The 21,041-nt window shown below is 59.2% G+C and carries 17 protein-coding genes and 3 pseudogenes; 8 read left to right on the forward strand and 12 right to left on the reverse strand.

Annotation, left to right across the window (positions count from 1 at the left end):
* The first annotated feature begins 456 nt into the window (after window positions 1–456).
* The 4 genes from LMTR13_RS23995 to LMTR13_RS24010 all read left to right on the forward strand — a co-directional run bounded on the left by LMTR13_RS23995 (window position 457) and on the right by LMTR13_RS24010 (window position 4,406).
* Window positions 457–930 (forward strand): Lrp/AsnC family transcriptional regulator, encoded by a 474-nt coding sequence (locus LMTR13_RS23995; RefSeq protein ID WP_065732941.1) that lies wholly within the window; start codon window positions 457–459, stop codon window positions 928–930.
* 730 nt (window positions 931–1,660) lie between these two features.
* Window positions 1,661–3,184, forward strand: coding sequence for an IS21 family transposase (istA, locus tag LMTR13_RS24000; RefSeq protein ID WP_083219169.1), 1,524 nt, complete (start codon window positions 1,661–1,663; stop codon window positions 3,182–3,184).
* Between the two features lie 9 nt (window positions 3,185–3,193).
* Window positions 3,194–3,934: an IS21-like element helper ATPase IstB gene (istB, locus tag LMTR13_RS24005; RefSeq protein ID WP_065729972.1), complete on the forward strand. Its 741-nt coding sequence runs from the start codon at window positions 3,194–3,196 to the stop codon at window positions 3,932–3,934.
* A gap of 283 nt (window positions 3,935–4,217) precedes the next feature.
* Window positions 4,218–4,406, forward strand: coding sequence for a hypothetical protein (locus tag LMTR13_RS24010; protein WP_065729973.1), 189 nt, complete (start codon window positions 4,218–4,220; stop codon window positions 4,404–4,406).
* A 388-nt stretch (window positions 4,407–4,794) separates the two neighbouring features.
* Here the strand turns inward: LMTR13_RS24010 and LMTR13_RS42685 are convergent, their stop codons facing one another.
* The 4 genes and pseudogenes from LMTR13_RS42685 to LMTR13_RS24025 all read right to left on the reverse strand — a co-directional run bounded on the left by LMTR13_RS42685 (window position 4,795) and on the right by LMTR13_RS24025 (window position 8,607).
* Window positions 4,795–5,220 carry a hypothetical protein gene (locus LMTR13_RS42685; RefSeq protein WP_236843073.1) on the reverse strand — a complete coding sequence of 142 codons (426 nt, stop codon included), beginning with the start codon at window positions 5,218–5,220 and terminating at the stop codon, window positions 4,795–4,797.
* A 166-nt stretch (window positions 5,221–5,386) separates the two neighbouring features.
* On the reverse strand, window positions 5,387–6,523 hold the full coding sequence (locus LMTR13_RS24020) for an alpha/beta fold hydrolase (RefSeq protein ID WP_236843074.1): 1,137 nt from the start codon (window positions 6,521–6,523) through the stop codon (window positions 5,387–5,389).
* A 490-nt stretch (window positions 6,524–7,013) separates the two neighbouring features.
* A pseudogene (locus LMTR13_RS43740) lies at window positions 7,014–7,289 on the reverse strand (MFS transporter); the annotation flags it as partial.
* 181 nt (window positions 7,290–7,470) lie between these two features.
* On the reverse strand, window positions 7,471–8,607 hold the full coding sequence (locus tag LMTR13_RS24025) for a glycosyltransferase (RefSeq protein ID WP_236843075.1): 1,137 nt from the start codon (window positions 8,605–8,607) through the stop codon (window positions 7,471–7,473).
* Between the two features lie 981 nt (window positions 8,608–9,588).
* Here LMTR13_RS24025 and LMTR13_RS39575 point away from each other — a divergent pair.
* Window positions 9,589–9,735, forward strand: coding sequence for an antitoxin MazE family protein (locus LMTR13_RS39575; RefSeq protein WP_335622037.1), 147 nt, complete (start codon window positions 9,589–9,591; stop codon window positions 9,733–9,735).
* Window positions 9,732–9,994, forward strand: a pseudogene (locus LMTR13_RS42690) (type II toxin-antitoxin system PemK/MazF family toxin); the annotation flags it as partial. The gene LMTR13_RS39575 and the pseudogene LMTR13_RS42690, both read left to right, overlap by 4 nt.
* 989 nt (window positions 9,995–10,983) lie before the next feature.
* On the opposite strand, the gene LMTR13_RS24035 reads toward LMTR13_RS42690, so the two are convergent.
* Window positions 10,984–11,640, reverse strand: coding sequence for an FkbM family methyltransferase (locus LMTR13_RS24035; RefSeq protein ID WP_065729975.1), 657 nt, complete (start codon window positions 11,638–11,640; stop codon window positions 10,984–10,986).
* Window positions 11,641–12,111: 471 nt separating this feature from the next.
* On the opposite strand from LMTR13_RS24035, the gene gmd reads away from it, so the two are divergent.
* Window positions 12,112–13,197 (forward strand): GDP-mannose 4,6-dehydratase, encoded by a 1,086-nt coding sequence (gene gmd / locus LMTR13_RS24040; protein WP_065729976.1) that lies wholly within the window; start codon window positions 12,112–12,114, stop codon window positions 13,195–13,197.
* A complete protein-coding gene (gene fcl / locus LMTR13_RS24045) occupies window positions 13,178–14,131 on the forward strand; it encodes a GDP-L-fucose synthase (RefSeq protein WP_065729977.1) in 954 nt (317 codons plus the stop codon). Before gmd ends, fcl begins: the two co-directional genes overlap by 20 nt.
* A gap of 132 nt (window positions 14,132–14,263) precedes the next feature.
* Here fcl and LMTR13_RS42695 read toward each other — a convergent pair.
* From LMTR13_RS42695 to LMTR13_RS24080, 7 genes and pseudogenes are all read right to left on the reverse strand, one after another.
* Window positions 14,264–14,536 (reverse strand): annotated as a pseudogene (locus LMTR13_RS42695) (transposase); the annotation flags it as partial.
* A gap of 684 nt (window positions 14,537–15,220) precedes the next feature.
* The gene (locus LMTR13_RS24060) at window positions 15,221–16,585 is read right to left on the reverse strand and encodes a type II toxin-antitoxin system HipA family toxin (RefSeq protein WP_065729980.1); all 1,365 of its coding nucleotides are present in this window, start codon (window positions 16,583–16,585) and stop codon (window positions 15,221–15,223) included.
* Window positions 16,582–16,860, reverse strand: coding sequence for a helix-turn-helix transcriptional regulator (locus LMTR13_RS24065; RefSeq protein ID WP_035728200.1), 279 nt, complete (start codon window positions 16,858–16,860; stop codon window positions 16,582–16,584). Before LMTR13_RS24065 ends, LMTR13_RS24060 begins: the two co-directional genes overlap by 4 nt.
* Before the next feature lie 351 nt (window positions 16,861–17,211).
* Window positions 17,212–18,525 (reverse strand): LLM class flavin-dependent oxidoreductase, encoded by a 1,314-nt coding sequence (locus tag LMTR13_RS24070; protein WP_065729981.1) that lies wholly within the window; start codon window positions 18,523–18,525, stop codon window positions 17,212–17,214.
* A 307-nt stretch (window positions 18,526–18,832) separates the two neighbouring features.
* Complete coding sequence (locus LMTR13_RS43175; protein ID WP_257784716.1) at window positions 18,833–18,967, reverse strand: hypothetical protein; 135 nt, start codon at window positions 18,965–18,967, stop codon at window positions 18,833–18,835.
* A 211-nt stretch (window positions 18,968–19,178) separates the two neighbouring features.
* Complete coding sequence (locus LMTR13_RS24075; protein ID WP_065729982.1) at window positions 19,179–19,853, reverse strand: hypothetical protein; 675 nt, start codon at window positions 19,851–19,853, stop codon at window positions 19,179–19,181.
* Window positions 19,850–20,608, reverse strand: coding sequence for a hypothetical protein (locus tag LMTR13_RS24080; protein ID WP_156795741.1), 759 nt, complete (start codon window positions 20,606–20,608; stop codon window positions 19,850–19,852). Before LMTR13_RS24080 ends, LMTR13_RS24075 begins: the two co-directional genes overlap by 4 nt.
* Window positions 20,609–21,041: the final 433 nt, after the last annotated feature.

A 21,041-nucleotide genomic window follows, 5' to 3' on the forward strand; every position in this document is an offset into this window, starting at 1 on the left:
GAAGGGTGCGAACATTGTAAGCGGTCTTTGGCGCAATCGCGTTGCCCGCGGAAGGCCGAGATCGGCCGCCAGCTTGAACAAATCGTCAGCAAGTCAGAGCCGAGAGGCCGCAACCTCCGGAAGCCAAAAGCCTCGCAAGAAAAAGCAGAGCCAGCTTGAAATTTGACCATAGGCGCTCCTTTGAAAACGAACGGTCTTTCGCGCGGGGGAGCAGCAGGTGATCGCACTAACACCTCATACCATTCACACGTCGACGTTAACGTTCACTGGCTGCTCTTCATCCGGCAGGATGATCCGCTCCTGGCGGAGCAGACTTACCACCAGCGGCCAGGATGGTGCGATCGCCCACGCGGTCATCTGTTGAAATCATCGCATGCATTTGGGATATTTTGGACGATTTCCTGCGCCACGCAGGCATTTCGGGATAAAGTTCACCTCAAGGCCGGGGAGCCGATTATGCAATACGATCGGATAGACGCCCGCATCCTCGAGATCGTGCAAAAGAACAACCGCTTAACTTCCGAGGTGATCGGCGGACTGGCAGGGCTTTCTGCTACCGCGTGTCAACGACGACTGAAGAGGCTTCGTTCGGAAGGCATCATCGAGGCCGATGTCTCAATCGTTTCGCCGAAAGCGGTGGGCAGACCTATTCAAATGCTTGTGCTGGTGACCCTGGAGCGAGAGCGTTCAGATATAATCGATAGATTCAAGAAGGCCATCAGATCGTCAGTTGAAGTCGTCAACGGCTTCTACGTCACCGGCGACGCGGACTTTGTCCTATACGTTACCGCGCCCACCATGGAAGATTATGAGGAGTTCACTCGGCGATTCTTCTATGTGAACCCGGACATCAAGAGCTTCAAGACGATGGTCGTATTGGATCGCGTAAAAGCGGGCTTTGCTGTTCCAGTTGAGACACCAGCCGGGTGATGCATTCATATTTTCTGCCGGCTCAACGAGAAACGTTTTGTCTTCAAGTCGATGTTGCATCCGCCCCCTCAGAGTAAAAATGAATTCCGTTCCGGGATGCTGAACCGCGAATGACTATCGCTCTGCTTGTCCACATTGATGAGGAAGGGTTCGAAAAGCTTTCGTACTCCCTTTCGGTACGACAAAAAGCGATACGTGTGCCCGTACCTAAGCGGACGACCTCTATTTGATCAGAGGCCTTGATAGATCGGGCGCACCTTTGTTCTTGGGAAGTGTGAAGCTGCAAATCTGAGCTCGCTTTATGGTAGCTAGCCTGAGATCGCAGGCCACTCAAGGCCCGCAGCGTCAGAGACGAAGTCATGCTCTGCGACCTCGATATTCGACGGGGGGATCGGTCCGATCGAGCGTGCATCGGACGAGCTCTGCGCTCGACGCGACCGCCTTAGAGATCGACAGCGGTTGACTGATCGACGCCGCGGCGCGTTGCCAGAAATGGATCGATTAGGCGCAGTCCCTCAATTCCGGTGCCGATTCCGAGATCATCGTGCGCAACGTACCGATTTGATGGCGCGCGGGGTTCCGAAATGATCGCGCGCAGCATTCCGAGCATTCTCCGCGCAGCATTCCGATTTGATCGCGCGCAGTTTCGGATGGTGTGAGGCCTGATCGTTGGTCCATTTCTCCGGTTGGAAACAGCTTGGAGAATTGGATGCCGACGAGGAGGGTTATCATGCGCCAGGTGCGCGAGATTGTGAGGTTGAGCCTTGAGGCTGGGCTCTCGACGCGCGCGGTTGGCGAGCGTGTCGGCGTCGGGCCGACGACGGTACGCGACACGCTGAAGCGGTTTGCGGGCGCGGGTCTGACCTGGCCAGTCCCGGAAGCGATAAGCGACGCCGAGCTGGAGCAACTGCTGTACGGGGTGCCTGGCGTGAAGCCTGGTCGCCGCAAGGTGGCCGAGCCTGACTGGTCCGTTATTGCCCGCGAGCTCAAGCGCAAGCATGTGACCTTGCAGGTGCTGTGGGACGAGTACATTGCGGACCATCCGGACGGGTACCGGTACAGCCGTTTCTGTGAGTTGTTCCGCAACTGGGAGGGCCGGCTGCCGCTGGTGATGCGCCAGCATCACGGCGGGGGCGAGAAATTGTTTGTCGACTATGCCGGCGACACGGTGGCGGTGGTTGACCGTAAGACTGGCGAGGTGCGTGACGCGCACATCTTCGTCGCGGTCATGGGCGCATCCAGCTTGTCGTTCGCGCTGGCGACGTGGACCGAGCAGCTCGACGACTGGATCGAGGGACATAACGCGGCCTTCAGCTTTTTTGGCGGCGCGACGCAACTGCTGGTGCCTGACAACGCCAAGGTCGCGGTGATCAAGGCCTGCCTCTATGAGCCTATGGTCAACCGCAGCTACAGCGATATGGCGCAGCATTACGGCACGGCGATTTTGCCGGCACGGCCGCGTCGCCCGAGAGATAAGGCGAAGGTTGAGGCCTGCGTCGGAATCATCGAGCGCTGGCTGCTGGGGCGGCTGCGCAACCGAACTTTTTACAGCCTGGCCGAACTCAACGGTGCGATCGACGAGTGGCTGGCCAAGCTCAATGACGGACGGGTGCTGCGCCAGTATGGCCGCACACGGCGCCAGCTGTTCGAGGAAATTGACGCGCCGAATCTTAAACCGCTTCCCGGCGAACCGTGGGTCCATGCCGAATGGCGCCGATGCCGGGTCGGGCTCGACTATCACGTCGAGATCGAACGACACTACTACTCGGTACCCTATCGCTTCGCCCGTCGCGAGGTAGAAGCGCGGGTCTGTGCGCGAACGGTTGAAATCTTCCTGGGGGGCGAGCGTATCGCCGCGCACATGCGCGGCAGTGGCAACGGGCGGCACACGACGATCAGCGCCCACATGCCTTCCAGCCACCGGCGCTATGGCGAGTGGACGCCGGCAAAGATCCGCAGCGAGGCAAGCCGGATCGGCCCGATGTTGCGCCTGCTGGTCGACCGGATCATCGAGGATCGGCCGCATCCCGAACAGGGCTATCGTTCGTGCCTGGGTATCATCCGGCTCGAGAAGCGCTTTGGCGCCGAGCGCCTCGAGGCGGCCGCGCTGCGCGCGATTGAGATCCAGGCTCGCAACTACCCGAGCGTCAAATCGATCCTCGAGAAGGGCCTCGATCGCGTCCCAACGCCTGCGTCCCCCGAGTGCGAGCCGATCATACACACCAACATCAGAGGCTCGGGTTATTACCACTAAGGGAAGAAAATGCTGACACACCCCACACTCCACTTGCTTACCCGGCTCGGCCTTACCGGCATGGCCGAGGCCTTCACGAGCCTCACCGACAACGAGGAGGTCCAGGGGCTCGCTCACGCCGAATGGCTGGCGTTGCTGCTGGACCATGAGGCAACTTGGCGTAACAATCGGCGCCTGGCGCTTCGTCTTCGCAAGGCAAAGCTGCGTCATCATGCCGTGCCCGAGGATATCGACTACCGCGCTCCCCGGGGGCTCGACCGCCGCTTGTTCGACATGCTGCTCAAGGGAGACTGGATCAAGAACCATGAGAATTGCGCCATTGTCGGGCCAACCGGCGTCGGGAAAAGCTGGCTTGGCTGTGCGCTTGGTCACAAGGCTTGCCGGGACAACCACTCTGTACTTTACACCCGGCTGCCGCGGTTGTTCGAAGAACTGGACCTTGCCCGAGGCGATGGCCGACTCGCTTCGCGGATGAAGAGCATCGCCGCCGTCGAGCTCCTAATTTTGGACGATTGGGGCCTCCAGGCCATCGACGCCAATGCCCGTCATTATCTGCTCGAAATCCTTGAAGACCGCTACGGCCGTCGATCAACACTCGTCACCAGCGAGCTTCCAATTGCCAAATGGCATGAGCTCATAAATGACCCAACTTACGCTGACGCCATACTTGATCGCCTGCTTCACAACGCTCACAGGCTCGAACTGAACGGTGACTCCATGCGTCGCCCGCCGGTTCTTCCTCGGCCTTGATTAATCGTCGGCCGATGAAGACTGAGACTGCAGCCCGCGAAGCTGACCGGCCGCTACGGCACTGTTGGGGGTGCGCGTCCAGTCAGCTTCGCTCCGTCGAGCGACACGATCAAACATCAGACGTGATCTCTTCGTCAGCCGCTTGACCACGGGCTAACGATAGTGCCAATTGCATTTAACGATCGGGTGCTTCACATGCGCGCGATCAGATTGGAACGCTGCGCGGCATCAGATTGGAATAACTGCGCGCGATCATTGGAATCCGCATTCGGCAAGAAGCCCGATGCGCTTCATCGTCTCGCCTGGAATCGCCGGCATCAAGACGACTTGTTATCTGAGGTACCAGCTCGGCTGGCTGACTCCATCCATGGCCGAACTCGTCAGCATCGTACGTGATCCAATCGGGCTCTTGATGCTGCGCCGGCTCGGCCGCGGCTGCGATCGCAGCGGCCGGATCGACGTGTGGCGATGAACGTCTATGCGGCATCAGTTTTAGGCCCGGCGGCCTCCGACTCGAAAGTCGACAGTGTGCCGATCGCCGAACGTGATCGAGAACCGGCGCCGGATTCTTGGCCACTCTCGCCGACGGTTTCTCGCTGCCGGCCCTTCTCGCGCCACACCTGGCGGACCGAATTGCATCACAGTTGTTGGGACTGTCGCAGAGTGCTCGGAGTGTACGGGTACGGCCTTCGAAATTCAGGTGAGGCAGAGGTCGGGGGCGGATCGGTACCCCGCTTGTGTAAGTCGAGCAGAAATCATGGAGTCTATGTGGACCTAATGTGTGGGTCCGACACCCTATAATGTCGATTAACGAGGGGTGACTTCGTGCTGCGCGCGCGCGAGGAGTTTCGTCCGTTCGCTCACTGTATTGGACCCGTGCCGCGACCGATGAATTCGAGCACCGACTGCGCCTTGTGGATCTTACGTGAGACGCACTTGAAGATCCGGATCGCAGATGCAAGCGTGACGATAAGTCCAACCCTCTCGCATGATAGCTCAAAATGATGTGCAACCTGTTCGTTAGTGGGTGCAATGCCACTTTGCAGCGAGCTGATCGTTAATGAAGCGAGCATGTGCTCGACCACGTCTTTTTCGGCCTGAATCAAGACCTGCTTCCTTCTGAATATTGGCTCGCCTGTAAGAGTCAGGCCATTGATCTTCGGCGAGTTGTGGTCGCCGTTGAAAGACCGGCCAAAGCCATTCCGCCTCGGCGCCTGTGTTGCCACGACGGTCACATCATGCGGGCTCACGAAACGTGGCGCGAGACAGCTTCCGTCGACTTCCATACTCTACTTCTGGGCTGCGGCTCCACATCAACTTCGATGTTGCCCGACTTGAACTTGGATGACACCACATTTGCGTCTCGGGCACTGCATCTACCGGAAAGGATCGCTATTTTCGTTACCGGGGAAAACCGCTTCACACTATCCGGATCTGCTCAAGGCTTCCACGTCAGTGTCTGCACCGGTGAAGGCCGACGGTTAGGAAGCGATCGAGCATGGCATTGACCTGATCTGCAACCTCGATTGTGTTGTAATGTCCGGCGAGCATCGTCTTCGCTATGACCAGCTGTGGACAGATCTCCTGGAGCCGGTCGAGGTCGCGCGCCATATTCACCAGCGGTACATCGGCTGAAATATAAGCCATGGGAATCCGGCAGGCCTCTGCAGCCGGGACCGGATCATAGTTCAGGATCGCGTTCCGCATCATCGAATGGGCCACATGCTGTGGCGTTCTCTCGCAAGGCGGAAGTACATACGTTTCGTAGATCATCTTTCGCCGGGCAGGATCTTCGAAATTGCAGCCGAGCTCCCACGCGTTCGCCTTTACGATCGCCAGATAATCGGGCCCGCCGATGCCTTCCAGCAGCGCTCGAACTTCGGGAGATTCGCGCAAGATCGGGGGCGGCATGACAATGGTATCGATCATCACCATGCCTGAGGCCAGATCCGGATAGCGGCCGCACAGTTCGAGCGCGATCCGGCCTCCCATGCTGTGACCGATCACAACCGGGTTGCGCAGTCCCAATTGATCGCATTGCCAGGCGATGTCGTCCGCAAATCCTGCGATGGTGTAGTCTTGCTGGGGTGCATCGCTGGAACCGTGACCGCGAAGATTGACGGCCACGACGCGACGGCTTTGAGCGAAGTGGGCGATCTGGGGCGTGAAGATGCCGTGGTCACCTGTCCAGCCATTGACAAAGAGCAGCGGAGGGACTTGCGCGGCTGCGGGTCCGGCCTCAACATGTGCCAAACGTACACCGTCGCGGCTCAACAGAACGGGATTCAACCTTTCATAAGAGATCACGGTATTTCCTCCTGAGGTGAGCTGGCCCGAAGCGGCGCCGATCATTTGCACGAAAGCTCTTGCGGCACTGATGGACCCCACGATTTCCGGTATCTGCCGCACTGCCTCGTTCAGGGCGTGCGGAGAGATCAAGCCGAACGACAATGCGACACCGACCATTACCAACATCACGACAACAGCCGGTTTGTCGCCCGCGAGCGCCATAAGAAGCAGAGATGCGGCCAGGATGGTTGAGAGTGCGAGCCCCGCCGCAATTGACTTGCGCGGGCGATAGCCCCACACCGCTGAGCTTCCTGCTGCCCCGGGTGCCGGCCATGACCGACAGCGAACTTGCTCCGAAGGCCACGCCATATTCATACGGCTTGAGAACCAGAGCATTGATGAAGAACAGGGATGAGCCGGTGAAATAAGCAAACATGGCTCCAGCAGCTGCTGGCATTGCAAAGGATGTTGCCCGCGCAGACGGGATGCCGCAGAATGCGAAGATAGTTCCGGACGATCGCCGCAGGGCTGATCCTAAAGTTTGGATCAATCCTCGCGCTCTCGCTGAAGCCTGACATTGCCATAAGCAGCACCAATCCTCCTGCGATTGGCACAAGGTAGATGGCCCGCCAGCTACTGAGCGCGAGGAGCGCCGCGCCGATGGTTGGTGCAATCGTCGGGACGACGTAGATCGCCAAAACCACGTTGGCCACTTTGCGGCTGCGGCCTCGCCGTCGGAGATGTTCCTGACAATTGCAAAGGCAGCAATTGCAGTAGCGGAAGCACCGGCGCCCTCGAGCGCGCGAAAAATCAGGAACTGCGGCAGCGAAATGGACAGCATGCAGCCCAAGCTTGCGACGACAACAAGTACACAGCCAAACAGAACGATCTGCTTGCGGCCGACGCGATCCGGTATCGGTCCATAAGCGAGAGGGGTCGCTCCCAAGCTCATGAGATAGACGCTCATCGCCAAACCCACTTCGGCCGAGGTCGCTCCGAGATCGTCTCCTGTCGCCGAAAGGCTTGGGAGGATCGTGTCAATCCCAAACGTCGGCAACGAAGCCATAAGACCAAGTAACAAGGTGAAGGCGAACGAATCCGGAGGAATGCGCACGACCAGGATTTCTCTTTGATTAGCGCGCGCCAAGGTTGCGCCATGCCGCGGGAGATGTTTTCACCAGCGCGTGGCAATTCATCGCACAGTTGCCGTTTCGCTGATCGTCAGGCCAGTCCACGGCGGACTCAATTTATGAGTGGCGACGTCGCTGACGTCCGACAGCGGCGAGAAGCTCCATCTCGTTGACAAGGCCAGATGTATCGATATCGGCCTTAATAGCCTCGCCAAGCTTCCGGGCTGCGACTTTAAATTGCGGTTCCGTGATGAGCCGGTTTATCGCTGCCGCTATCTCCTGTTCGGAAACCGTCGGTCCCAATCGAAGTCCCACACCCCTCGCCTCGACTCGCGCAGCATTGGCCAACTGGTCTCGTGCGATTGGCAGAATGAGTTGCGGCAAAGCGTTGATCAGTGAACGGGTGACGGTGCCGTGGCCGCCTTGTGATATGACCAGAGAAACGTCCTTCATGACGGAGTCATGGGGAACACCGCGCACCAAATGCACGTTCTGCGGAGCGCGAAAGTCGGCCACATCCAGATTCGGACCTATTGTGAACACAGCATCGATTTCAACCATTCCGACCCCGTCGATGACGCGCTGGAACAGATCGCGCTGGTTCTGCGCACCTGTGCTACAGGCGATTAGCGCGCGGGGACGATCAGACTGCGCTGGCCATGGAGCCTGCCACGACTTGGACCAATTCGGCACATCGAGCAACGGTCCGATATAGCGGAAGTTGTCCGGAAGAGAGGTGGCTTCAAAGTCGAAGACCCGACTGGTCGCGAGCAGAACTCGGTCAGCCCGGTCGAACAGATCCATAACGTCCGGAAGAACGGGAAGTCCGAAATCAACGCGGGCCCGATTTAGGATAGGAAGAGACGCATTCATCGCGCCATCGAGAGCGGCACAGGCTGCCGCCACCTCGGCGCGCTCCTCTGGCGTTTTCGGCTGGCCCAATCCGGAGGTAGCTGGCGGCATTCCTGGCAGGATGCGAAGGCTGACGTGAGGCGAAAGAAACGCGAAAGGCACGCCGGACGCTTCCGCCCCAAGCGCCGCTCCGAACAGAAAATCGAGGCTAAGAACGGCATCCGTTGGTAGGCGGCCAATTTCGTCCCGAATATCGGCCGCGTAAGCAGAGCAAGGCTCAAAGATGACCCTGCGCATACGATCTCGGAGGTTGGAGAGATCTGCCGGATCCGCAGCCTCACCGATTGGGGCGCGTCGCCATGACACGAACTCGAAATCGGCGGCGTCGACTTCTGCACGCATGGCGGGGTCCGCAATTACCCGAACGTGGTGACCAGGCCGGCGCAACCGCCGGGCCGCGGTGAGCAGAGGACTGAGGTTTCCCAACGTGCCCCACGAGGCGAGGAGAAAGCAGTAAGACATCACAGAAGTTCAGCTCCTTCGCAGTCGTACCGCACTTCCAAAGAATACGGCGCGCTCGACACTTGCATACCAATATCGGCTGCGCGTGCGCGACCCTAAGAGAAGACCGCAACGTGCCACGCGGCCCAGCCAGTGCGGCGCAGGCCTCACCCACATGGGTGACTCTGCCTTACGGGAAGCCGGCCGCCCCAAGCGCTTGCACGGACTGATCTACCTCCACGGTGCACCTGTACGAGCCCTCTTGGATTGTAGATCTTCGATCCTTGACTTCGATCTGTTTCGACCTGCTATCACGCGAAGTGACTCAGCCTCTCGAAACGCACACTGACTGAAAGCGTCACGAGGGTGCTCGCGAAGACACGAATCTCTCAATGCTAACGTTGCGAGGCACTCAAATTTGAGTTGCCAATGAGCAATCGACGCCTGGGTGGGTGTGGCTTTTGTCAACATTTTTTCAAGCCTACAACCTGACGCCACGTGAGATTCAAGCTGTTTCTGTTGGTCTCCCAGAACCTCATTCGATTCCGCCGCGAGCAAGGTGCATCTCCTCGCACTCTCATAAGCTGCCAATGCAAGCCATCGCGATCGCCGGACCAACTCCGCTGCGTGGGCTGGTCCATTCCAAAACCATTTTTCAGCAGCGCTGCGCGCTCAACATTGCTAGGCTTTCCGGAAACTCGCGTTGAAATGCGATCGTCCACGACAGGGAGTTACCGGTGAGGCAATCGGCAAAAAGGGCCGGCCAATCGGATGCGATTGTGCCAGGTTACATGTAACCAAACATGGAGGACAGACGGTGACGGCCCAAGCGTGGTCGGGTGAAGGTGCGGGGAACATCGCGAAAGGCTGCGGGCACAGGGCTTGCGGCCCATCGAGATTTGGGTACCCGATGTGCGGTCTCCATCCTTCCGCAAGCAGGCTCATCGTCAGTCACTCGCTGTTGCGGCCAGCAGCCATGCGCGCGAGGATCAGACTTTCATCGACGACGTGTCCGACCTAGACGAATGAGACGCGGCAAGATCTGGACCGTCGCTGGCGGCAAGGATTATGCAGGCAAGCCGCGCCCGGTCGTCATCATGCAGGACGACAGTTTCGATGCGACCGACTCCATTCCCATTTCTGCGTTCACCACCGATCCAACGGATGGCCGTTGTTCCGGCTCATTGTCGAGCCGAATGAGCGCAACGGCTTGTTCTCGACATGCCGGCTGATGGTAGACAAAATCACAACCGTTTCCAACGCCAAGGTCGGCAGGCGTGTTGGTCGTTGCGACGACGAGGTTATCGTACGGATCAATCAAGCGATGATGGTGTTCCTCGGCATGGCCGTATCACCTAGGGGCGAAAGAATGAGGCCGCGGCCGCTGCCAAAAGCGCCGAGCTGCCCACATGGATTGCCATTTCCCAGAGGGATGGACACCTCAACACGAAAATCAGGATAGCCTCGTGCCAGTCAACCTAATCTAAGCTAATGTTCAACCATGGCTTTAAGAAACCATCTCCAAAGAAGGGCAAGCGGCCGGGTCTGTAATTGGCAGCGGCCGATTCAGGAAATCAAGTGCGGTGGAAGGGATCCACTATTCCCCCAAGATGAAGGGCAGCTCCGCAATCTCGAAGACCAATGCTCTTACCCCTGAAGAGCGCCGGACGACCATTATCAAGGGCTATCGCAAAGCGTAGCCCGGAATTGTATGCCGCTGTTGCCGACGGCTTCTGCTATCCCCGCACAACTGTCCTGAAGAAACAAGCGCGATCTCCGAGAGCCCCAAGAGTTCGCGGCCTTCGAAGCCGAAGTCAGCGACACCAGGGCGATGAAGAACTGCCGGCCGGCGAACAGGACTTCAAGCACTTCATTCAAAGCGATTCACCGACACCTATTTTAGGGTGTCTACAACTGGGCGGGAGAAATAATACCGTCCGCATATCGAAGGACAGCAGCGTGTTCTGCTATCCATTCAAAAGCGGCGAAGAGCCTTCGCGAGTTCTTATCGAAGAGCTGATCGCAGGCCAGTGAGGATTCATCGCCGGAACCGTGGCGTCCATCTCTCGATCAGGTCTGTTCATCCTCTTCGTCGTGATCCTGCTCGCCGACCGAACTGCAGGTAAGCACGGTCAGCGTCCGCCCATATTGCCCGACGCCGACTGCCTCTTCGGCGACCTTGTACATGCGCTCACCACGCCTAATCCGTCTGCTAATGGATTCTACAATAGAGGCTGGGTAGACCTGCAGCAGGAGAGAAGCAGAACTGAGCTCCTTCTACAGGCTCGTGTTCCTAAGCAAGACATCACCCTCGACTCCGTGGGGATACTGGGTCACGACCTCGAACGAAGGTAACAAGTCAAGAATGGCTTGCAGGGACTGCTGCCCTTCATAGAGCTCCTGGTCGCTGTATTCCGTGTAGATGAAGCGCGTGTTGGTCAAGGTATGCCTGCCGCCAGCGATCACATCGGACTCGGCTCCCTGCACGTCCATCCAGATGAAATCGATGTGTTTTAAGTTCGCCTCGCTGCACCAGTCATCCAACCGTCGAGTTTCAACTGAGATGGGATTATCAAACCGAACCCAGTCATATTCCACGAGATGATTCTTGGGTCGGCGTATTGAGCCGGAGAGATCCCATTCCTTTGCATCTCCATTTCCATTGCTTGGATGGAAGTCGATCCTGCCATTTCGATCACTGATCGCGATCTCAAATAGCTTCACCTTGTTGAGGTACAGATCCATATTTTTCTTGAAGCGAGCAGCCGCTCGGGGATCTGGCTCAAAGCAGTAGAGCTGAGCCTGCGGGCAGAGCTCGAGAAACTTTCGCGTATCGGTTCCGTCGTTGCAGCCGATATCCAAGATAACGGGATCCGGCTTTTGAAGAAGAGAAACAATCTGCCGATGTACTGTTAAGGAAGATGTTGGTTCCATGGAAATATGCGGTCTCTCAGAGAAGGCCTGCCGAAGCCTAGACAGCAGTCCTGTCGAGAACTTCTGGAGCGCTCGGCAGCTACCTTCTTACATGGCCTCGCGGAGGTCCGTTGAACTTTGTCCTCGAATTCTCACGCACGCCCTCCCTGCGCAATGTATATCAATGTATACATAGTGCATGCGCCTGCGTGACGATAAACGGACGGATTATGCGCGCCTCTCGATCAACTCGTGGCTTTTTAGGATACGGCCGCCGGCGTATCTCGGGCTCTTCAACAGGCGCGTCGTACCATGTCATTGCTGCCGAAATGCAAAGTAGCTCGTCGCAATCGCACCACAGCACAAGGCAAAGGGCGGGCTCCAGCAATTCATTGCCCGGGCCGATGCTGACTCTACGGCGGCCTGATTTGAATCGGCCTTCAGTTAGACTTCGCAAATGACGGCCTTCGCTTGCGCGTAACCGGAGAGAGAATGACGGCTCTGGACTCAAAACAGCGCGTCGCGCTGATCACCGGCGTCACCGGCCAGGACGGCGCCTACTTGGCCGAATATCTGCTCGGCCTCGGCTATGAGGTTCACGGCATCAAGCGGCGGTCGTCCTCGTTCAACACCGCGCGGATCGACCACCTCTACCAGGACCCGCATTCCCGCAAGCTGCCATTCCTGCTGCATTACGGCGACATGACCGACTCGACCAACCTGATCCGGCTGATGCAGCAGATCAGGCCAACCGAGATCTACAACCTCGCCGCCCAGAGCCATGTCGGCGTCAGCTTCGAAAGCCCGGAATACACCGCCAACGCCGACGCCATCGGCGTGCTGCGGCTGCTGGAGGCGATCCGCATCCTCGGCATGGAGCAGGAGACGCGGTTCTACCAGGCCTCGACCTCGGAGCTCTATGGCCTGGTCCAGGAGGTGCCGCAGAGGGAGACCACGCCGTTCTACCCGCGCTCGCCGTACGGCGTCGCCAAGCTGTACGGCTACTGGATCACGGTGAACTACCGCGAGGCCTACGGCATGTTTGCCAGTAACGGCATCCTGTTCAACCATGAGAGCCCGATCCGCGGCGAGACGTTCGTCACCCGCAAGATCACTCGCAGCGTCGCCCGCATCGAGGTTGGCCTCGACGAGGCGCTCTATCTCGGCAACCTCGAGGCCAAGCGCGACTGGGGCCATGCGCGGGACTATATCGAGGGCATGCACAAGATCCTGCAGGCCGATGCGGCGGACGATTTCGTGCTGGCGACCGGCGAGACCCGCTCGGTGCGCGAGTTCGTCGAACTCGCCTTTGCCGAGGTCGGCCGCCGCATCGAGTGGCGCGGCCAGGGCGCCGACGAGACCGGCATCGACGCCCAATCTGGCAAGACCGTGGTCCGCATCGATCCGGTCTATTTCCGCCCCACCGAGGTCGATCTTCTGGTCGGCGACGCCAGCAAGGCGCGCGAGAAACTCGGCTGGAAGCCCAAGACGTCGTTCGCCCAGATGGTCAGGGAAATGGTGGCGAACGATCTCGACGAAGCGCGGCGGGAGATCGCCAATGGCAAGCCTGCCGTTTGAACTGAAGGGCAAGACGGTCTACGTCGCCGGCCACCGCGGCATGGTCGGCGCCGCGCTGGTGCGCCGGCTGGCTGCGGAAGGTGTCGAACTGCTGACCGCGCCCCGCAGCGAAGTTGATCTGCGCGATCAGGCCGCGGTCAATGCGTGGTTTGCTGCCAACCGGCCTCAGGTGGTGTTTCTCGCCGCCGCCAAGGTCGGCGGCATCGTCGCCAACAACACGCTGCGCGTCGAATTCCTCTACGACAATCTGGCGATCGCTTCCAACGTGATCCATGCCGCGCATGTCCACGGCGCCGAGAAGCTGATGTTCTTAGGCTCGTCCTGCATCTACCCCAAGCTGGCGCCGCAGCCGCTGCGCGAGGATTCGATGCTGACCGGGCCGCTGGAGCCGACCAACGAGCCCTATGCGATTGCCAAGATCGCCGGGATCAAGCTGGTGGAGGCCTATCGCAGCCAGTACGGCGCCGACTTCATCAATGTGATGCCGACCAATCTCTACGGAAGCGGCGACAATTACCATCCCGAATACAGCCACGTCGTCGCCGCGCTGATCCGCCGCTTCCATGAGGCGAAGCAATCCGGCGCCAAGGAGGTCGTGGTATGGGGCACCGGCACGCCGCGGCGCGAATTACTCTATGTCGACGACCTGGCGGATGCCTGCATCCATTTGATGAAGACCTATTCGGATGACGAACTGGTCAATATCGGCACCGGCGAGGACATCACGATCGCCGAATTCGCCCGCGTCGTGGCGGCAACCGTCGGCTACACCGGCGAGATCAGTTTTGACACCTCGCGCCCGGACGGCACGCCACGCAAGTTGCTCGACGTCAGCCGGCTGGCCAAGCTGGGCTGGCGGGCCAGCACCAGGCTCGAAGATGGCATCAAGCTCGCCTATCAGGCCTTCCTTAGCGAGCACGCGGTGAACACCTAGCTCGCCGAGAGGCTTTGTCGGCCGTATTTGTCGCGCCAACGTTTCACTCCTTTCGGCGAAAACCGGTATCCATTTTTCCAGATCATGCTTTAGGATGCTCGCGTGGTGCGCCCGCCGCGCGAGCGAGCCGGTCAACGCGTAGAGAATATTGCTCCACACGCCTTGGCGGCTCCAGCGGTTGAAGCGGTTGTAAATCGTTGTGTACGGCCCGTAGTCTGGCGGACAGTCTCGCCAGCGTGCACCCGATCGCAGCATGTGGAAAATCCCGCTGATCACGCGCCGGTCATCCACGCGGTGCGCCCCGCGTCGCCCGCGTGGCAACAGCGGTTCGATCCGCTTCCACTCCAACTCGCTCAGCCAGCACAGTTGCTTCGCCCCCTTCGCTTGGGAGCTTGAATCACAAATAAGGCCAGACCGGAATCTTATTGAGTACAGACCCTAGTCTAGTGGCGGTGAGACTGCCCGGCGGGGAGCTCGCCCTCCATAGGCTCTCCGGAGCGATGACGTGCCCTCGCTTCGGCAGCGCCAGGCGGATCGTCGACGCGCACCGCCCTCGTAAGGGCCAAAGATCGAAATTTAGGCGCGTTCCTACGCCCTCGGTTACGTCGCGGCGCGCGCTTCGTTCGGCGAGCCTGCCGTTGCGGCGACACGCGGTCACCGGGGCCTTGCTCGAAGTGGCTTCGACCAGCTCGGGTTGCTCCGGCTCTTCCGCTTGCGGAAGTTCTAGCGCCTCCAGAATCGCTCGACCGTCGTCCATGATGCGCTACTCTTCAGCTTGGCGGGACGTCCAAATGCTGACTGAAGGTGTCGAGATCTGGCGCGAAAGCAGTCAGACGCTTCATGCGTGCGACCCAATCCGATCCGCTCGTGTAGAAGATCTCGAGATATTGCTTTATGACCTGGATCGTGGCGTGCCCCTCGTGCTGCCGGCTAATATCTTCAGTACGGATAATTGAAAACTCACGCGCCGCTCAGCATGAGATGAGCGTGCACAGTAGGGCTTCCTGACCTGCGGCGCGCGACCTATGTGCCGTCAACGTCGAAGAGTAAGCTTAACCTCACCCCCGCGACGCAGTTCTGCAAAAATATTCAAGAGAATCCTGGGGGACGCGTGGCGGCCTCAGGATCCGGGTCCTTTTCGGGCTCGTCCTCGGCATCGCTTTTCAGATTCCGCAGCATGTCGCGGCAATAGCCGGCGACGTAGTCCGAGATTTGCTGGTAGACCGGAGACTTCTTCAGCGCGTTCAACTCTTCGAGGACGGACGGCAGTGCATCGAGGACAGCCTGAGACAATTCGCCGACGCGGCGCCTCACCTGCGCGCCGGAAAGCTGGTTTTCCTCCGCCATCCGATCCCAATGTCGGGCGTAGATGTAGTGACCGCGGTTCTTGCCGGCGATCTTCATCGCCAGATTTCGCGTGACGTCCGGATAGATGTCGCCGTTCATGACGTCGTAGAGCGGCGCCATGGAGACGGCGCCGCTCGGCTGCAGCAGCAGCGAATAGTTCTTCGAATGCGCATCGACGTTTCCACAGAGAACGTTGAAGACAAAGAAATCGACGAAACGGGCGGCGTTGAAGGCGCCTGCCTGCGTGTTCCGCAGAACGTCAAAGCAGTCTTTCAGGGTCGGTCCACGCAGCTTGGTCGCCGGATTGGATTCGTATTTGGTCGACGGGATGTGCCCCGTGGCCTGGCAGAAATCCTCCTGATGGATTCTGCGGAGGCTGCGCCCGTGGGGCTCGCGGTCGTAGCGCTTCACCAGCAGGTAATCGAGATCCTCCGCCTTTCCGATCGTACATTCGGCGACGGGCAGCTTCACCTTGGCCGCCAAGCGAAGACAGAAGGCCTCGTTCTCGACGGCGTTGCTGAAGTGCTTGTTGGCCGGCTTGAGGATATGCGTCGTCGGCGCGCCGTCGAGCGCGAGGCCGACGCCGCCGTCCGGATACTGGACTACAGGAAGCTTGTCCTGCGCGCCGGCCAAAGACATGTGGATGCCCTCCTCGCCGACGAGAAGCGGCTTCTCCGGAAGGCGCCGAATGGCGGCGGCGAGCTCCGCTTCGGTGAGCCGCTTATAACGCGGCGTCCGCTTCGGTCGCTGGTCGGCGGGCCGGTAGACTTCGAGTGCGCCCGGGAGATCCTCTCCCAACTCCTCAAGGAGCGCGAACACGTTCGCCTCCGGAATCTTGAGGATGGTGCCCACCGTCCTCAGCGTCCGGCCTTCTGGGAGTAGGTTCAAAAACCATCGGTACACGACGTCCGGCTCGTGAACGCGCTGAGCGAGCGGCATCCGGATCGAGACGGCGAACGCCTGAGGATCCTTCACCCACGCTTCATCGTAGACGAACTCGATGTCCTGAATTTGCTCCGAGCGCCGGCGCAGCAGCCCGACGAGCTTGTCGCCGCGCCGGACTTCCAGGGTCTCGCCGGCGCCGCCCGCTTTCGGCTTGCTCGTCATGACGGCGTGAAGTTATCAGGGTCGAAGGTTTCGGATTCCTCGCTGGCCGACCGAGCCGCCGGCACAGGGCTCATTTCCGCCGCCAACCGAATGCCCAGCGCGTGCAGCAGGCGGAGGACCAGACCGACCTGGCTTGTCTCCTTGCCATTCTCGATGTCGACGATAAACCGGACGCCGACGTTCGCTGCCAAGGCGAGGTCCTGCTGCCGAAGACCTAAGGAGGTCCGCCGGTTCCGGATCGTCTCGCCGAGTTCTGAGGTGGTCGTGATGGTCATGTCATTTTTCCCGAGCGGGAATATTAGCCTTGAAAGCGTGTTCCAGCAAGCTGAATTTACCGAGCGGGAAAACCACTGCCCAAATGGGGGTTCCGCAAGCAAAATTTCCCGAGCGGGAAAATATCTACTCAGAGCCGCTGCGACACGATCCAATTTACCGATCGGGAAATCTGATCCAAGTCTATCGGCGTTGAGTACCGCCACGATCATGATCGCAGGTTCCGCGGCAATCATGCCTCACCACAGCGGCGTGGTGCGGGCCAGCACATGCTTCTTCGGACTATGAGCGATTTCCTCGGTGGCTCGGCCACTAACCAACCCGCCCATTCGGGCAGATCCCTCGTGGTGCTATCAGTCGACATCGGTCGACTTGGCGAAGGACTCGCGTGAAGCCATCGGAATGGCGCCGCCGCGGGTCGGATCCGCGAAGGTGCCACCCGCCGTGGCGTAGTCCTTACCTGTACAACGCTCGAGGACGATGCCAATCGCCTCGACATTGGGGATGTCCGACTCGCTCAGCTCGGGCATCGAGTGCTTGCGGGCAAGTGCCGCCTCTACGTAGGGAGCGAGCTCCTCTTCTTTACGTCGGACGCGCTCGTCTTCCCCTTCTTTGAGAGCAGGCATGACCTCTTTGGCGAACAGCTCGAGTGCCTCACAGATATGCTCGTGCTTATTCATGCCGCACTGCTGGATAAAGATCATCTGGTCGATACCGACATCAGCATACCCCATGAGATGCTCGCGAACACTCCTGGGCTGTCCGATGCTGCCTGAGCCTGGCGTCTCCTTCATCTCGTCCTTGATTGCTTGGAAGCGCCGCCACAAATTCGTGCGCCCAGGACGGTGTTCGCCATATACCGCATAATGCGCGATCGAATAACCGAAGAACTTGAAACCATCGAGTCCTCGACGCATAGCTTCTTCGGCGTTCTCATGAACCATCATACCGTTGAGAGTGGCGATATTCGCGTTTACCGAATGCCCAATGGGCACGCACTCATCGGACTTGATGATCTGATAATACTCGTCGCGCCAAACTTTCGCTTGCGACGCCTCCACAAATCCAAAAACCAGCGCCCCTACCCCGTGACGCGCGGCACGCAAAATACTGTCGCGCCGGGAACACGCCATCCAGATCGGTGGGTGCGGCTTCTGGACCGGCTTTGGTACGATGTTACGGGTCGGCATTGTGAAGAATTGCCCGTCGTACCCGGGATACGGCCGCATCGTCATCATATTGGCGGTCTGCTCGACCCCTTCCCGCCACATGGCACTTTTCTGCTCGGGCTCGATCCCAAAGCCATGCATCTCGATCAGCGACGCGGATTCTCCGGTCCCCCACTCGGCGCGCCCCCCAGAGATCAAATCGAGCGTCGCCAGACGCTCCGCCACCCGCGCCGGATGGTTGTAATTCGGGGACGACAGGCAAATACCGTGACCAATGCGAATAGTCTTTGTACGCTGGGAGACGGCACCCAGAAAGACCTCGGGTGCGGATGAGTGGGAGTATTCCTCGAGGAAATGATGCTCAACCTCCCACATGTGATCGAATCCGAGCCGATCGGCCAGTTCGATCTGCTCCAGCGCATCACTGAACAATTTTCGCTCGCTGCCGTCCTGCCAAGGCTGCGGCAACTGGTGTTCATAAAACAGTCCAACCTTCATCCGCTTTCTCCTGGGCAACGACGGTCACAAACCCGCTTCAAATTTGCTAGCCACGGCGCAGCACCACGCTGTGGCAGTTGGCTTGGCACCATGTGTTCCGTTCTCTCCGTTCAAGAATCCTGCGCGCCGATCGGAGCTCTCTGTCTCACCTCGACACGCCCGATCTGCTGGAACGGCTCGCCGCCCCCCACGCAGGTAGTGCGCAGCGCCTCATACGCGACCATTCCGGACAAGGCCGACTGAAGGGCGGGCTCGCCAGCTCGCCGCCAAACCGAAGCCCCACCTGGATGCGCCTCTCTGTCGACGATCAGACGCGATAGGAACACTGCCGCTGCTGGCCGAGTGACAGCGGCACCACGAAGGACGTGGCTTCAATTGTCGTGACCGCACTCGAAAGTGCAGCAGTCATGGCGTTGATTTGGATCAACTGAGCAAGTCTCATATAAACTCCCGGGCCGGTGCCTGCGATATCGCCATCGTCGATTCCTCACCGTCGCCGAGCAATCGGCGTGCCACAGACCTTCTGTGCGAAGCTGCTTGAAGAAGAAAAACCATGTGCTTCGCGTCGCGCCGACGGACTACTACCTGCTCAGTGTCGGACTCTGGAAATTGACGTCTTCAACCGGACACGGCTGAACACGACAAAACGTGCGTCAAACAAAGACCGTCGGTCTCGTGCCGAACTCAAATGTCTGCTCGAGGATCATGTTCCCTATGGCGACTTCACGTCCGGGGCGCGCTCGGCATCGGAGCATGACTTGGTATCTTGCAGTAGGCGACGTGGTGATCTCAGGCATTCTTGGCTCGGCAGCTCGCGGCCGAAAGGCTGTGCTTGCGCTACGTCGAATACCCATTCGGCTACCCGATGGCGGATGTCCTTGACGGTGTGCAACCTCGTTGCTGATCTTTCGCAGGCGCTGCTCGAGCTCCTCGGCGTGCGCTTGATCCAGCGTATCTCTGCTCCCCTGCTGCGACTCTTTGTGGGCATCGTGATGGAACTCTTGACCTTGTAGCTCTCTGGCGATGTCCGCTATCGCACGGTGGCACACCGCCTCTTCCGGCCATGTACTGAAACCGTTCACCAGGTTCGCCAGTCCCTGCTGGCTAAACTTAGAGAGCCGGGCTGCGCGAAGGACCTCACCTGCGATCGCGACTGTGGCTTGGCGACAGGCCGCCTCTTTCCGCCACTTGCTGAAACCGTCCACCAGGTTCGCCAGGTCCTGCTGGGTGAACCCAGAGAGCCGGCCGGCGCGGCGAAGGACCTCACCCGCGATGGCGACTGTGGCCTGACGAGAGGCCTCCTCCGGCCATTTACTGAAGCCGTTCACCAGGTTCGCCAGGTCCTGCTGATTAAAATGAGAGAGCCGATCGCCGCTTGCTGATTGAAATGAGAGAGCCGGTCGCCGCGGCGAAGGACCTCACCCGCGATCGCGACTATGGCTTTGCGAGAGACGGCCTCTTTTGACCACTTGCTGAAACCGTTCACCAGATTCGCCAGTCGCCGCGGGGCAAACTCAGAGAGCCGGGCACGGCGGTCTGCGCGGCGCAACACCTCACCCGCGATTGCGATCGTGGCTTGGCGAGAGGCCGCCTCTTCCGGCCACTTGCTGAAACCGTTCACCAGCGATGCTAGGCTTTGGCTGTTCAACTCCTGAAGCGCTCCGCTTTCATCGCAACAACATTCGGCGATTCTGATCGTTGCATTACGGCATTCCGCCGCCCTTGAGTGTCGACCGAATGATGATGCGAAGAACGAAAGGGCTCTGAGCCCGACTTCCTTAATCAGAGCGCTATCAAGCCGCGACATACATGCAGCTATGCGCTCGCAAGCTTCGATACCTGCCTGACCTCCGGCCTGCCGGCTCACCGCGTTGCATGTCGTGGCGTACTCCCACGATTTACCAGCGCAGATGTCTTCTTCGAAGCATGCCACAAATCTAAGTTGGAAATCCGCGGCGGCCTTTTGCAGGAACATTGCGTGGTCCACCATCCGCAGCTGCTTGCCGTGCTTCAGCACTGCAGTTGAGAATTCACCGATGTGGCGAGTGCAAACAATCTCGCTTAGCGCTTCACTAAGTGTCATCAGAACGTACACAACGTCATTACGAGACCGCACCAGGGGCGCTCTGCGCGGCTACACCGTCGGAGCGTCGCCTTCCCCGGGCCGGAATCTCGTCCGGACACAATTGCCTATGCAGCGGGAGCGCGTCTGTTCGCGCGCTTCTGGTAACTTGATCGCGGCGCGGGAGGTGCGCGACCTGCACAATTGCAACTTACATCACCAGGCATTCAGCATTCGTATCATTCGACACTCCCAGGCCACATTGCGACTTTGCTCGCTTTCAGTGTCATTTCAATAACCTGCGAGAGCGCTTCCCATCCTGGCACAAGATGTACCTGAATGATCGGTCATCATCCGCAAGCGAGAAGGTCGACTTCGCAAGCCATGCCGCTCGAATTGATTTCTCAAATGAGCCATAGACGCCTGCGTGGTTAGCCTTGGTCATCGTTCTTCC

This window comes from Bradyrhizobium icense, from assembly GCF_001693385.1.
In the GTDB taxonomy this organism is placed as follows: domain Bacteria; phylum Pseudomonadota; class Alphaproteobacteria; order Rhizobiales; family Xanthobacteraceae; genus Bradyrhizobium; species Bradyrhizobium icense.

Coding starts and splice junctions, on each gene's coding strand:
- LMTR13_RS23995 (WP_065732941.1), top strand. CDS start 457: ATGCAATACGATCGGATAGACGCCCGCATCCTCGAGATCGTGCAAAAG.
- istA (WP_083219169.1), top strand. CDS start 1,661: ATGCGCCAGGTGCGCGAGATTGTGAGGTTGAGCCTTGAGGCTGGGCTC.
- istB (WP_065729972.1), top strand. CDS start 3,194: ATGCTGACACACCCCACACTCCACTTGCTTACCCGGCTCGGCCTTACC.
- LMTR13_RS24010 (WP_065729973.1), top strand. CDS start 4,218: ATGCGCTTCATCGTCTCGCCTGGAATCGCCGGCATCAAGACGACTTGT.
- LMTR13_RS42685 (WP_236843073.1), bottom strand. CDS start 5,220: ATGGAAGTCGACGGAAGCTGTCTCGCGCCACGTTTCGTGAGCCCGCAT.
- LMTR13_RS24025 (WP_236843075.1), bottom strand. CDS start 8,607: ATGCGTGCAGAAGTCGACGCCGCCGATTTCGAGTTCGTGTCATGGCGA.
- LMTR13_RS24035 (WP_065729975.1), bottom strand. CDS start 11,640: ATGGAACCAACATCTTCCTTAACAGTACATCGGCAGATTGTTTCTCTT.
- gmd (WP_065729976.1), top strand. CDS start 12,112: ATGACGGCTCTGGACTCAAAACAGCGCGTCGCGCTGATCACCGGCGTC.
- fcl (WP_065729977.1), top strand. CDS start 13,178: ATGGCAAGCCTGCCGTTTGAACTGAAGGGCAAGACGGTCTACGTCGCC.
- LMTR13_RS24060 (WP_065729980.1), bottom strand. CDS start 16,585: ATGACGAGCAAGCCGAAAGCGGGCGGCGCCGGCGAGACCCTGGAAGTC.
- LMTR13_RS24065 (WP_035728200.1), bottom strand. CDS start 16,860: ATGACCATCACGACCACCTCAGAACTCGGCGAGACGATCCGGAACCGG.
- LMTR13_RS24070 (WP_065729981.1), bottom strand. CDS start 18,525: ATGAAGGTTGGACTGTTTTATGAACACCAGTTGCCGCAGCCTTGGCAG.
- LMTR13_RS43175 (WP_257784716.1), bottom strand. CDS start 18,967: ATGAGACTTGCTCAGTTGATCCAAATCAACGCCATGACTGCTGCACTT.
- LMTR13_RS24080 (WP_156795741.1), bottom strand. CDS start 20,608: ATGACACTTAGTGAAGCGCTAAGCGAGATTGTTTGCACTCGCCACATC.